This is a genomic window from Micromonospora sp. NPDC048999, from assembly GCF_040649295.1.
Taxonomy (GTDB): domain Bacteria; phylum Actinomycetota; class Actinomycetes; order Mycobacteriales; family Micromonosporaceae; genus Micromonospora.
Genome location: NZ_JBEZFI010000001.1, coordinates 639,702 through 652,394, shown reverse-complemented (window position 1 = coordinate 652,394; position 12,693 = coordinate 639,702). Strand labels below are relative to the sequence as shown.

Genomic DNA, 12,693 nt, shown 5'->3' with positions numbered 1-12,693 from the left:
TGCGGAGCCCTCGTGATGGTGGGGAAGGGGGGAGTTGAACCCCCACGCCCTTTCGGGCACACGGACCTGAACCGTGCGCGTCTGCCATTCCGCCACTTCCCCGTGGCCTGACCTGGAACACCGTATCTCATCCCGCGCCCGGTATCTGCGGCGGGGGCTCGAACATATTACGCTGTTCCCGGTCATCGCCACGAGCGATTACCGTTCGTGGCGGACGAACTGTAGCACGGCTGCAGGGAGCCCTACGAACGGGCCGCCGGCGGCCGGCCGAGCGGCATGTGAGCTGCGGAGGCGGTGTCCGGATACCATCATTGCCTCGGGACTCGAGGAGGAGCCGGTGAGCGTGCTGCAACGCTTCGAGAAGCGTTTGGAAGGCCTGGTCGAAGGGGCCTTCGCCAAGGTCTTCAAAGGGGTGGTCCACCCCGTGGAGATCCTCAACGCCATGCAGCGGGAGGCCGAGGCGCACAAGGCGATCCTGGCCGGTGGGCGCACGTTGGTGCCCAACCGCTACGTGATCGATCTCTCGCCATACGACCACAGTCGGCTGGCGCCCTACGCCGCTGCCCTGGCCCAGGAGCTGGCCCAGTCGCAGGCGGAGTTCATCGGCGAGCAGGCCTGGACGGTCTACGGCGACGTCATCGTCGAGGTCGAGCGCGGCGAGGGGCTGGACACCGGCATGTTCCGGGTCACCGCGGAGGTCTACACCGGTGGCGAGGTCGCCCCGGTCTCCGCGCCCGGTGGTTACGACGCCGGCCCGGCCTACCCGGCGTACGACCAGGGCGGCGGCTACGGCCCGCCGCCGGGGCAGGGCGGTGGCCGTAACGTCCGGCTGGTCTCCGGCGACGGCCGCACCTACCCGCTCCAGATGGGCTCGACGGTGATCGGTCGCGGTGACCAGGCCAACCTGCGCCTGCCCGACGTCGGCATCTCCCGCCGGCACGCCCGGCTGGACTTCGACGGCGGGCAGGTCGTGCTGACCGACCTCGGCTCCACCAACGGCACGATGGTCAACGGCCAGCGTGTTTCCGCCGTCGCCCTCAACCCGGGCGACATGATCCAGCTCGGCACCACCACCCTGACCTTCCGCGTGGACGGCTGACCAGCGTTGCCGGCACTCGTCATCACCGTCGCCCGGTTCGGGTTCCTCATCCTGCTGTGGATCTTCGTGTTCACGGTGGTCGGGGTGATCCGCCGGGATCTCTTCGCGGGGGCCCGGTCGGGCCGGCTGGTGGCCGCGCCACGCGCGGTCGGAGCCTCGACCGGGCAGGCGGCGAAGCCGGCGAAGGTGAAGCGAGGCAGAGCCGCGCACCAACTTGTGGTCACCGCCGGCCAGTTGGCCGGCACCCGTATCACCCTGGGCGATTCCCAGATCACCATCGGCCGGGCCGAGGATTCGACGTTGGTGATCACCGACGACTACGCCTCGGCGCGGCACGCCCGACTCGTGCCGCGCGACGGACAATGGTTCGTCGAGGACCTCGGATCGACTAACGGCACCTACCTGGATCGCGCTAAGGTCACCGGACCAACCCCCGTCCCCCTCGGCGTGCCGATTCGCATCGGCCGCACTTCCCTCGAATTACGGCCATGACTCTCACCCTGCGCTATGCGGCCCACAGCGACCGCGGACTGATCCGAGACGGTAACCAGGATTCCGTCTACGCCGGGCCGCGGCTCCTCGCCGTCGCCGACGGAATGGGCGGCATGGCCGCCGGTGACGTCGCCAGCAACATCGTCATCGGTGCCATGGCGCCTCTCGACGAGGATGTCCCCGGGGACGCCCTCGTCGACGCGCTGCGTTCGGCCGTGGGCACCGCCAACCAGCAGCTCCGCGACACCGTCGACGCCAACCCGCAGCTGGAGGGGATGGGCACCACGCTCACCGCCACCCTCTTCTCGGGCAGCAAGCTCGGCATGGTCCATATCGGTGACTCGCGGGCCTATCTCCTACGCAACGGCGAATTCGCCCAAATCACCAAGGACGACACGTACGTCCAGATGCTCGTCGACGAGGGCCGGATCAGCGCGGAGGAGGCGAGCAGCCACCCCCAGCGCTCGCTGCTCACCCGGGCGCTGGACGGCCGCGACATCGACCCGGAGTACAGCGTCCGGCAGGTGCTTCCCGGCGACCGTTACCTGATCTGCTCCGACGGCCTCTCCGGGGTGGTCAGCGCGGACACCATCGGCGACACCATGCGCCAGTACGCCGACCCGCAGCAGTGCGTGGAGCGCCTCGTGCAGCTCGCCCTCCGGGGTGGCGGCCCGGACAACATCACCGTGATCATCGCCGACGCCACTGACCAGGACATCGTCGAGGCGACCCCCATCGTCGGCGGCGCCGCGGCCCGGGACCGGGGCATGGCGACCTCCGCCGACGTCTCGACCCCGGCGGCCCGCGCCTCGGCCCTGTCCGCCCCTCGGGCGCCCGTGCCCGAGGAGCCGATGGACGCCCACGACGACGAGCCGGAGCGGGGGCGGCACCGCCCGGTGCGTACCGCCGCGATGCTGCTGGCGCTCCTGGTCATCCTCGGCGGCGGCGTGTTCGGCGGGTGGAGCTACACCCAGCGCCAGTACTACGTCGGCGCCACCGAAGACGGCCAGCTCGCCGTCTTCCGCGGCGTGCCGGGCCGGATCGCCGGGCTCGACCTGTCGAGCGTGCACGCCAGGAGCGAGGCCAAGCTGGACGACCTCACCCTGGCCGCGCAGGAGCAGGTCAAGCAGGGCATTCAGGCCAAGAGCGAGCCGGACGCCGAGCGTCGGCTGGCCGAGCTGATCAGCGACGACCCGACCAACCCCAACCTCAAGCCGCTCTGCCCGCCCAGCCCGACGGCCACGGCGGCCAGCCTGACCCCGACCACCACCGCCGACGCGGCGGCCCCGACGCCGACGGCCAGCGCGGAGGTGCTGCCGCCGGCCACCGTCACGCCGGAGCCGACCGGCACGCCCGAGTCGACCGGCACGCCCGAGTCGACCGGCACGCCCGAGCCGACCACCACGCCCGACGCCGTCGTCTCCGACACCGTTCCGCCGGTCGACCCGGCGGGCTGCCGGTCGCCGGAGTGAGCGTCGGCTCGACCCCGAGGACCCGACCGTGACCGCAGCCGCCGCACCGGCCGTCTCGCCCGCCTCCGCGGGCGAGCAGCCGGGCGTACGCCTGGCCCGGTCCCGGCGGAACGCCGAGCTGTCCCTGCTGCTGCTCGCCATGCTGCTGGTGGCGGCGTACGGGGCGACGGTCGAGGCGAACGTGCTGGACACGGTCACCCCCGATTTCTGGGTTCCGGCCGCGGTGCTGGGGCTGGTCTTCCTCGCCCTGCACCTGGTGATCCGTTGGCTGGCGCCCTTCGCCGACCCGGTGCTGCTGCCGGCGGTCGCCCTGCTCAACGGCATCGGGGTGGGCTTCCTACGTCGCTACGACCTGGCCGAGGCCGCCCCCGCCGACCGGGCGGACCTGGCCATCTTCGCCGGCACCGGTGGCCGGCAGCTGGCCTGGACGCTCGCCTCGCTGGTCCTCGCCGCCGCCCTGCTGGCGATCATGCGGGACCACCGTTCGCTCTCCCGGTACGCGTACACCCTGGGGCTGGCCGGCCTCGTGCTGATGATGATCCCGGCGGTGCTGCCGGCGAAGTTCTCCGAGGTCAACAACGCCAAGCTGTGGATCCGGTTCGGCGGGTTCCAGATCCAGCCGGGTGAGTTCGCCAAGCTCGCCCTGCTCGCCTTCTTCGCGTACTACCTGGTCCGCAAGCGTGAGGTGCTCTCGCTGGCCAGCCGGCGGGTGCTCGGCATCGACTTCCCGCGCGGCCGGGACCTCGGCCCGGTCCTCGTGATCTGGATGATCAGCATTCTGGTCCTGGTCTTCGAGAAGGACCTGGGCACCTCGCTGCTCTACTTCGGCATGTTCGTGGTGACGCTCTACATCGCCACCGAACGGGTCAGTTGGCTGCTCATCGGCCTGGTCCTCTTCTTCGGCGGCGCCTACCTGGCGTACGTGCTGGGCGGCACGGTGGGTGGCCCGTTCGCGAACTTCTACGTCCGGGCCGAGATCTGGCTGGACCCGTTCGGTGACCCGTACAACAAGGGCTACCAGCTCGTCCAGGGCCTGCTCACGCTCGGCACCGGCGGCCTGTTCGGGGCCGGGCCGGGCGCCGGCCAGCCGACGCTGCTGCCCGAGGTGCAGACCGACTTCATCTTCGCCGGCATCGGCGAGGAGATCGGCCTCTTCGGCCTCTCCGCGCTGCTCGTGATCTATCTGCTGATCGTTCAGCGGGGGCTGCGGGCCGCGCTGGCGGTGCGGGACTCGTTCGGCAAGCTGCTCGCCGGCGGCCTGTCCTTCACCCTGGGGTTCCAGGTCTTCGTCATCGTCGGCGGGATCAGCAAGCTCATCCCGCTGACCGGCCAGACCACCCCGTTCCTCTCCGCCGGTGGCTCGTCGCTGATGGCGAACTGGCTGCTCATCGCGATCCTGCTCCGGATCTCCGACGGCGCCAGCCGGCCGGTGACCCCCGGCGGGCCGGCGGCTCCTCGGCCGAACGGTGGTCCGCCGGAGCAGTTGCGCGGTGCCCAGACGGAGGTGATCCGGCCGTGAACGCCCCCCTGCGTCGCGTCGGCGTGGTCGTGATGGTCCTCTTCGGGCTGCTCTTCGCGAACCTGAACTGGATCCAGGCCTACAAGGCGGACGAATACCGCAACAGCGACTACAACGACCGGGTCCAGGTCGCCGAGTACGACCGCAAGCGCGGCAACATCGAGGTCGGTGGCACCGCGGTCGCGATCAGCAAGGACACCGGCGGCAAGCTCAAGTTCCAGCGCACCTACCCGGGCGGCGAGGCCTACGCGCACGTGCTCGGCTACAAGCCGGTCAACCTCGCCGACACCGGCATCGAGCGGCTCGAGAACGAGTTCCTCGCCGGGACCAGCGACCAGCTCATCGGCGACCGGATCAAGGACATGTTCACCGGCGAGGAGACCGCCGGCGGCAACGTGCTGCTGACCCTCTCCAAGCGGGCCCAGGACACGGCGTTCAAGCAGCTCCAGGACAACCAGGTCGGGGCGACCCGGGGTGCGGCCATCGCGATCGACCCGCGTACCGGGGCCGTGCAGGCGCTGGTCTCCATGCCGAGCTTCGACCCGAACCCGCTGACCAGCCACGACACCGAGGCCGCCAAGAAGGCGTACGACAAGCTGGACGAGGACCCGGACCGCCCGCTGGCCAACCGGGCGCTCTCCGAGACCCTGCCCCCGGGCTCCACCTTCAAGATCGTGGTGGCCGCGGCGGCGCTGGAGAACGGCATCGGCCAGCAGACCCAGATCCCGGCCGGGCGAAGCTGGACCCCGCCGACCGCGGGAACGCCGATCAAGAACGCCGCGGACTCGATCTGCCCGCAGGCCAAGGTGACCCTCAAGCAAGCCGTCACCGACTCCTGCAACACCGGCTTCGCCCAGCTCGGTGTGCAGCTCGGCTCGGACAAGATCAAAGAGAAGGCCCAACAGTTCGGCTTCGAGCAGGACGACCTCACGGTCGGGCAGCTCGGCAAGGGCGGCCTGCCGGTGGCGGCCAGCCGGACCGGCGACATGCAGAACCCGGACGGCAGCACCGACCCGGCCGCGCTGGCTCAGTCCTCCATCGGGCAGAACAACGTGCGGATGACCCCGCTGCAGGGGGCGCTGATCGCCGCGACGGTGGCCAACGGCGGCGGCCAGATGCGGCCGTACCTGGTCAAGCAGTTGCTCGCGCCGGACCGCACCACCAGCTACTACAACGCCGACCCGCGCGAGCTGCGCCAGCCGGTCAGCGGCCAGGTGGCCAGCGACCTGCGCGACATGATGGTCAACGTGGTCCACAACGGCACCGGCCGGAAGGCCGCCATCGACGGGTACACCGTGGGCGGCAAGACGGGTACCGCCGAGTCCGGCCCGGACACCCCGGACCACGGCTGGTTCATCGGCTTCGTCCTGGACAAGACCGGCACCCCGATCTCCGCCGTCTGCGTGGAGCTGGAGCGGGCGGGCAGCGGCGGCAGCGCCGAGGCGGCCCGGATCGCCGGCCGGATCATGGCGGCGGTCATCGCCGACGCCGGAGGCCGCTGACATGCTCAGCCCGGGGGTGCAGCTCGGCAACCGCTACCGCCTCGACGAGCGGATCGCCAGCGGCGGTATGGGTGACGTGTGGCGCGGCACCGACCAGGTGCTGGGTCGTACCGTGGCGGTGAAGAGCCTGCTGCCCGCCCTGCTCGACGAGCCCGGCTTCGCCGAGCGGTTCCGGGGCGAGGCGCGGACCATGGCCACCATCAACCACCCCGGCGTGGTGGACGTCTACGACTTCGGCAACGACCAGCAGATCGCCTTCCTCGTCATGGAGTACGTCGAGGGCGACGCGCTCTCGTCGACGCTCAGCCGGGTCGGACGGCTCACCCCGGCCCGGACCATGGCCCTGCTGGCGCAGGCCGCCGACGCCCTGCACGCGGCCCACGAGAAGGGCATCGTGCACCGCGACGTGAAGCCGGGCAACCTGCTCGTCCGCCCGAACGGCACGCTGGTGCTCACCGACTTCGGCATCGCCCGCTCCGACCTGGTGGGCCAGCTCACCGCCGCCGGCTCGGTGCTCGGCACGGCGTCGTACATCTCACCCGAGCAGGCGACCGGTGCGGTGGCCACCCCCGCCTCGGACGTGTACGCGCTCGGTGTGGTCGCGTACCAGTGCCTCGCCGGTCGACGGCCCTTCGAGGGGGACAATCCCCTCGAAATCGCCATGAAGCACGTGACCGAGGCACCCCGGGCGCTTCCCTCCGACATCCCGCCCCAGGTCAAGGCGATCGTGGAGCGGGCCATGGCCAAGGATCCGGCGGCCCGCTGGCCGAGCGCCGCCGCCCTGGCCAGCATCGCCCGGCAGACCAAGCTCGCCCTGTCCCAGCAGGCACGTGGCGGCCAGCCGCGCCCGATCTCCGGCGTACCGTCCTCGCCGGCCGCGCCGGCGGCAGCCCGGGCACAGGTCCCGGCGGCGTCGCGACCGCAGCCCCGCCCGCCCGTGGCGACCGCGCGCCCACCGGTCGCGTCGCGCCCGCCTGCGGTCGCCCCGCAGTCGCGTCCGCCCGCGGTGGCGTCGGTCACCCCGCAGTCGCACCCGCCGGTCGTCCCGCGCGCGGCCGCCGCGGTCCCACCGCCCCGGCAGCAGTACCCCCTCGGGTACGCCCGGCCGCCGGTCGCTTCGGCGCCGCCGCTGCCCGCCTCGCGCCGCAGCCGGCCCGGGCTGTGGCTGGCCGCCATCGTGCTGGCCGTACTGGTCGTTCTGTGCTCGGGCGTGATTTCCTACTACTACCGGGCGTACGCGGCGACCGGCGACCCCGGCGCGCTCGCTGCGGCAAGCGCGACCTCCGGCGCGGTGCGGATTCACGGAGGGGACGATCAGGTTCGGGCGTCGTACCGTCGATGGGTACGGCTCCAGCCGGCTGGCGGCGACACGACAACGAGCAAAGGACGAGAGACGCGATGACAGCGCAGGCCCGCCTGCTCGGGGGCAGGTACCAGGTCGGCGAGCTGCTCGGCTACGGCGGCATGGCGGAGGTGCACCGCGGTCGTGATCTCCGGCTCGGTCGGGATGTCGCGATCAAGATGCTCCGGGCGGACCTGGCCCGGGACGCCACCTTCCAGATGCGGTTCCGCCGCGAGGCGCAGAACGCCGCCTCGCTCAACCACCCGGCCATCGTCGCCGTGTACGACACCGGCGAGGAGACCGCGCCCACCGGCGAGACGCTGCCGTTCATCGTGATGGAGTTCGTCAACGGGCGGACCCTCAAGGAGGTGCTGGGCGTCGAGGGGCGGCTCCAGCCGCGCCGGGCGCTGGAGATCTGCGCCGACATGTGCGCGGCGCTGGAGTTCAGCCACCGGCACGGCATCATCCACCGGGACATCAAGCCCGGCAACGTGATGCTCACCCAGACCGGCCAGGTCAAGGTGATGGACTTCGGCATCGCCCGGGCGCTGGCCAGCGGCGCCACCACGATGACCCAGACCAGCGCCGTCATCGGCACCGCACAATATCTCTCCCCCGAGCAGGCGCGCGGCGAGGCGGTCGACGCCCGCTCCGACGTGTACGCGGCCGGCTGCGTGCTGTTCGAGCTGCTCTGCGGGCATCCGCCGTTCGTCGGGGACAGCCCGGTCAGCGTCGCCTACCAGCACGTACGGGAGACGCCGCCGACGCCGAGCACCATCAACCCGGACGTCAACCCGGCGGTGGACGCCATCGTCCTCAAGGCGCTGTCGAAGAACCCGCTGAACCGCTACCAGAGCGCCGGCGAGATGCGGGCGGACCTGCTCCGCGCCGCCGCCGGCCGTCCCGTGCTGGCCACCCCGGTCATGCCGGTCGACGAGACCATGCCGATGGCGCCGGCCGCCGGGGCGGCCGGTTACCAGACGCAGGTCATGGGGCCGCAGACCCGGCAGCAGGTGCCGGCCCGGGTCGGCGACCCGCGCAAACGCCGCAGCTCCGCCTGGGTGATTGCCAGCTTCGCCGGGCTCGGCGTCCTTGCGGTGATCGCCCTGGTCGGCGCGCTGCTGATGCAGAACCGCGTCGACAGCGTGGAGGTGCCGAGGGTTCAAGGCATGAGCGTGGCGGACGCCAGCAGCGAGATCCAGCGGCTGGGCCTCATTCCGGTGCCCGGCGAGCCGGTGCTCAACGCCACCTGCGAGAAGGGCAAGGTGGTTGAGCAGAGCCCGGACCCGGGTACGGCGCTGGAAAAGGGCCAGAACGTGACGTACCAGGTCTGCAACGGCCCGAACAAGGTCAAAATCCCCCCGGTGGTCGGTAACCGGTACGAGAACGTCAAGGAGCAGTTGGAGGGCCTGGGCTTCATTGTCGATCCGGACTACGTCGACGACAGCGCGCCCAAGGACCAGGTCCTCGGCACCGACCCCAAGCAGGGCACCGAGGTGGACGAAGCCAGCACCATCAAGGTGAAGGTCTCCAACGGCAACGTCAGTGAGGTTCCGAACGTCTTCGGCTTTTCCAAGGACGAGGCCATCAGGACGCTGAAGGCGGCCGGGTACAACAACGTGAATGTCCGGGACGGCGACGAGAAACCGGCGGAGCAGGCCGGCAAGGTGAGCTCCCAGACCCCGAAGGCGGGCACCAAACTGCCCAAGGACAAGGCGATCACCATCTACGTCGACATCCCGGCGCCTGAGTCGTCCGAGACCCCGACCGAGACGCCCACCACCGACCAGCCCGGGGGACCCGGGACCGGTGGCGGGTTCCCCTTCCCGGACGTGTCGCCGCCGCGGCAGCTCATCCCGTAGAGCCGACGCCGGGGCGGCGGTGTGGGTCAGGCTGCGGCGAAGGCGGCCCGGCGGCGGGTGTCCACCTCGGCGGCCAACTCCGGAGCCCGCTCCAGCGCCTCCGGGTAGCCGCACACGGCCAGCCAGTTGGCCAGCATGAGGTGCCCGCCCTCGGTCAGCACCGACTCGGGGTGAAACTGGACGCCCTCGATGGGCAGGGTCCGGTGCCGCATGGCCATCACCACGCCTGAGCCGGTCCAGCCGGTGACCTCCAGCTCCTCTGGCAGGGTCTCCGGCAGCACGGCGAGCGAGTGGTAGCGGGTGGCGGTGAACGGGTCGGGCAGACCGGCGAGCACCCCGACCCCGCGGTGGCTCACCTCGGAGGTCTTGCCGTGCAGCAGCTCCGGCGCCCGGGTCACCGTCGCGCCGAACGCCTCGCCGATCGCCTGGTGGCCGAGGCAGACCCCGAAGAGGGGCAGCTTGCCGGCGTACTCCCGCACCACGTCGAGACAGATGCCGGCGCGGTCGGGGCTGCCCGGACCGGGCGACAGCAGCACGCCGCCCGCCCCCAGCCGGCCCACCTCGGCGACATCGATCTCGTCGTTGCGCCGGACCTCGCAGTCCACCCCGAGCTGGCCGAGGTACTGCACGAGGTTGAAGACGAACGAGTCGTAGTTGTCGATCACCAGGACGCGCATCGGGTCACCTGTTCGGGGTGGTGGGTGGGGCGTTGTTGGTCTCAATGCTGTACGGGATCTCCTCCGCGCTGGGCGACCCGCTGGGCACCGTGAGCTGCCCAGCGGGGTCGCCGCCCGGCACGCCCGACTCATCGGTGACCTGGCTGTCGTAGAAGGGAAGGAGGGGCTCCGCCCACGGGAAGACCACGAACCAGAGCAGGGCGACCGACGCCGTGGCGAGCAGCAGCGAGCCGATGAGCTTGCCGATCGGCCCGAACGGCAGCTTGCGCCAGATCCACGCGTACAACGTCAGCCCCCCAACTCGGCCGGGCGGCCCTCAGACTTGGCCTGTACGTGGTCGAGCCGGGCGTGGATGATCAGCCGCTGGTAGTTGTCGAACTTGGGGTTGCAGGTGGTCAGGGTGAGCACCCGCTCGGTCGGCTTCGCGCCCCGTTCGCCCGGCACGGGCGCCACCACCTCGTCCTGGGACGGCCTGACGATCCGCTGCTGGTAGACCTTGTAGATGAACCACTCGGTCTGGGATTCGACGATGATGTCGTCCCCGGGGTGCAGCTCGTCCAGCCGCCAGAAGGTGGCCCGGATGCGGTGCCCGGCCACGGCGAAGTTGCCGACCTGACCCGGCAGGGCGCTCTTGGGGTAGTGGCCCGGGGCGTACCGGATGTCGTCCGGGCTGACCCCCTCGACCACGACCCAGTGCTTGTCGAACTTGGGGATGTAGAGCCCGGCGACGGGCTTGCCCTCGGCCGGTGGCGTGGGCTTCGGGGTGGGGCCGGTCGGGGCGACCGTCGGGTCGCCCCAAACCTGTTCGAGCTGGCTGTTCAAGTCGTTCTGGTGGGCGTCGACGATCACCGTCTTGCCCCAGATCTCGTATCCGGCGAAGAGCAGCACCACCAGGCCGAAGGTGATCAGCACCTCGCCGGAGGCCCGCACGATCGTACGCAGCCGGGAGCCGATGGTGGGCCGGGTCAGCTCGGAGTAGACGCTCTTGTAGCCCTCACCGGTCTGCTCGGGGCGGAGTTGCACCACGCGCTCGCCGCGCCGCGGTCGCGGCGGCTCGGCCGGGAAGTCGGAGCCGTCGCCGCCACCGGCGTCCCCGAGCGGGGGTACGGCACCCATCAGCGCGGTCGAATCCAGGGCCGGAGGGCGCGCCGGGCGAGCGGTGACGGTCGGGAGCATGGCGGTCGCCGCCGGGTCCGCCCCGGTGTTGCCGGTGCGCCCGGGCACGGCCGGACCGCCGTCGGCCGGTCCGGCCGTCCGGCGTACGTCGGCAGCCGGCGTACCGGCTCCCCGGGTGCCGGCGGCGCGACCGTCGGCCGGGTGTGCGCCACGGCCCTCGGTGGGGTGCCCGGCGGCGCGACGCTCGGCCCGGTCGCCCAGAACCGGGAGGTACGCGGTCGGCGCGTCAGCGGGAGCGGCCGGTCTGATCGGGGCGATCGGACCGCCGGATGGGCGGGCGGTGGGCCCGCCGACGCCCCGGTGACCGGGTGCCTCCGCGGCGATTTCCGGCCCGGCCGTCTCCGGGCGGGAGTCGGATCGCCACCGCTCCGCCGGGGCGGGCGCGGATGGGTGTTGCTCGGCCCGGGCGGCAGCGGTCCGCTCCGGACCGCCGGTTGCCGGCGGTTGCGCCTGGGTGCCGGGCCATGGCGGCGGCGGGGCCGGGTACTTAGCCGCCGGGCCAGCCGCCGGGCCGGTGGCCGGGCCGGCGGCCGGTGGCCGGGGCGCGGCCGGGCGGGGCGCGGCCGAGTCCGGCCAGGGCAGCTCGATCCCGGCGCGAGGCGGGGGCGAAGACGGGCGGTCGACCGGTGGGATGAAAGTGCTGGCCTCGTCACCGGGGTCATGGTGGCGGCCCTGCCGATCCCAGGGCTCGTTTGACGTCATCGGAGGGCCTTCGCCGACTGGAGGGCCGTCGAGTCCTCGAACGCTGGCACGGTGACCGTGGCGACGGATTCTTTGTATCCGAGTTGGTAGTCGTCGGCTGCTTGCCTGAACTCCCGGACTCCCCCGGACACGGCGAGCGCCTGCTGGAGGGCGGCGGGGTCACCGATTGCCACGATCTTGAAAGGAGGGGAGTACACCCGGCCGTGCAGCAGCAGGGTGTTTCCGACACAGCGCACGGCGCTGGTGCTGAGCACGCGCACGTCCATGATCGACATGGCCTCGGCGCCGCCGGCCCAGAGCGCGTTCACGACCGCCTGGACGTCCTGCTGATGGACGACCAGGTCGTCGTTGCTGGCGCCCTTGGGTAGTGGCTGGTCGGGCCGCCGCACCGCGTCGTTCAGCTCGACGATGACCCCGGTGCCGGTGAGCGCGGTGAAGCCGGCGGCCTGCCGGTTGGCGGCGGCCCGGTCCCGTTGCGCCTTGATCGGGCCGTCGGTGTCGGCCAGGGCGGCGGTCTGCTCCTCGACCTCGGCGCGCAGCCGGGCGGCCTCCTTCTCGCTCGCCGCGACCTGCTCGCGCCGGTCCTCGATCAACTGAGTGAGTTGGGGCCGGCGGTCCTCCCGCAAGCGGGTACCGCCGGCGGTGGTCGCGGTCGTGGTGAAGAGCAGCCCGGCCGCCGCGGCGATCAGGGGCACGCCGATGGACCAGCCGGGGCGCCGTCGGCGGGGCAGCAGCACGCCAACCGCCCGCCGGAGGACCTTCCGCCAGGAGGCGGCACCGGACGTGTACTCCACCGGGCGTTCCCTTCCCGTCGTCTCGTTCCGGCCCGCGGCGACGCGAACCGGTGTGT

11 protein-coding genes and 1 tRNA gene are annotated in these 12,693 nt (G+C 71.8%); 7 read left to right on the top strand and 5 right to left on the bottom strand.

Annotation, left to right across the window (positions count from 1 at the left end):
- Positions 1 to 16: 16 nt before the first annotated feature.
- Positions 17 to 102: transfer RNA gene (locus AB0C02_RS03165), tRNA-Leu, on the bottom strand.
- A 208-nt stretch (positions 103 to 310) separates the two neighbouring features.
- Here AB0C02_RS03165 and AB0C02_RS03160 point away from each other — a divergent pair.
- The 7 genes from AB0C02_RS03160 to pknB all read left to right on the top strand — a co-directional run bounded on the left by AB0C02_RS03160 (position 311) and on the right by pknB (position 9,288).
- Positions 311 to 1,099 (top strand): DUF3662 and FHA domain-containing protein, encoded by a 789-nt coding sequence (locus AB0C02_RS03160; protein ID WP_357541016.1) that lies wholly within the window; start codon positions 311 to 313, stop codon positions 1,097 to 1,099.
- 6 nt (positions 1,100 to 1,105) lie between these two features.
- Positions 1,106 to 1,591 (top strand): FHA domain-containing protein, encoded by a 486-nt coding sequence (locus AB0C02_RS03155; protein WP_357540521.1) that lies wholly within the window; start codon positions 1,106 to 1,108, stop codon positions 1,589 to 1,591.
- Positions 1,588 to 3,063: a PP2C family serine/threonine-protein phosphatase gene (locus tag AB0C02_RS03150; RefSeq protein WP_357540519.1), complete on the top strand. Its 1,476-nt coding sequence runs from the start codon at positions 1,588 to 1,590 to the stop codon at positions 3,061 to 3,063. The genes AB0C02_RS03155 and AB0C02_RS03150 overlap by 4 nt, the downstream gene beginning before the upstream one ends.
- A 139-nt stretch (positions 3,064 to 3,202) precedes the next feature.
- Positions 3,203 to 4,582 carry an FtsW/RodA/SpoVE family cell cycle protein gene (locus AB0C02_RS03145; RefSeq protein WP_357541014.1) on the top strand — a complete coding sequence of 460 codons (1,380 nt, stop codon included), beginning with the start codon at positions 3,203 to 3,205 and terminating at the stop codon, positions 4,580 to 4,582.
- On the top strand, positions 4,579 to 6,084 hold the full coding sequence (locus AB0C02_RS03140) for a penicillin-binding transpeptidase domain-containing protein (protein ID WP_357540517.1): 1,506 nt from the start codon (positions 4,579 to 4,581) through the stop codon (positions 6,082 to 6,084). Before AB0C02_RS03145 ends, AB0C02_RS03140 begins: the two co-directional genes overlap by 4 nt.
- A 1-nt stretch (position 6,085) precedes the next feature.
- A complete protein-coding gene (locus AB0C02_RS03135) occupies positions 6,086 to 7,486 on the top strand; it encodes a protein kinase (protein ID WP_357540515.1) in 1,401 nt (466 codons plus the stop codon).
- Entirely contained in the window at positions 7,483 to 9,288 is a 1,806-nt protein-coding gene (pknB, locus tag AB0C02_RS03130; protein ID WP_357540513.1) for a Stk1 family PASTA domain-containing Ser/Thr kinase, read from the top strand. The genes AB0C02_RS03135 and pknB overlap by 4 nt, the downstream gene beginning before the upstream one ends.
- Before the next feature lie 26 nt (positions 9,289 to 9,314).
- Here pknB and AB0C02_RS03125 read toward each other — a convergent pair whose 3' ends face one another.
- Genes AB0C02_RS03125 through AB0C02_RS03110 form a run of 4 tightly spaced genes read right to left on the bottom strand, consistent with a single transcriptional unit; the run spans position 9,315 to position 12,637 of the window.
- Positions 9,315 to 9,965, bottom strand: coding sequence for an aminodeoxychorismate/anthranilate synthase component II (locus AB0C02_RS03125; RefSeq protein ID WP_357540511.1), 651 nt, complete (start codon positions 9,963 to 9,965; stop codon positions 9,315 to 9,317).
- 4 nt (positions 9,966 to 9,969) lie between these two features.
- A complete protein-coding gene (locus AB0C02_RS03120; protein ID WP_357540509.1) occupies positions 9,970 to 10,251 on the bottom strand; it encodes a hypothetical protein in 282 nt (93 codons plus the stop codon).
- Positions 10,252 to 10,253: 2 nt separating this feature from the next.
- Positions 10,254 to 11,843, bottom strand: a complete 1,590-nt coding sequence (locus AB0C02_RS03115) for a class E sortase (protein ID WP_357540506.1) — start codon at positions 11,841 to 11,843, stop codon at positions 10,254 to 10,256.
- The gene (locus tag AB0C02_RS03110; RefSeq protein WP_357540504.1) at positions 11,840 to 12,637 is read right to left on the bottom strand and encodes a DUF881 domain-containing protein; all 798 of its coding nucleotides are present in this window, start codon (positions 12,635 to 12,637) and stop codon (positions 11,840 to 11,842) included. Before AB0C02_RS03110 ends, AB0C02_RS03115 begins: the two co-directional genes overlap by 4 nt.
- Between the last annotated feature and the right edge of the window lie 56 nt (positions 12,638 to 12,693).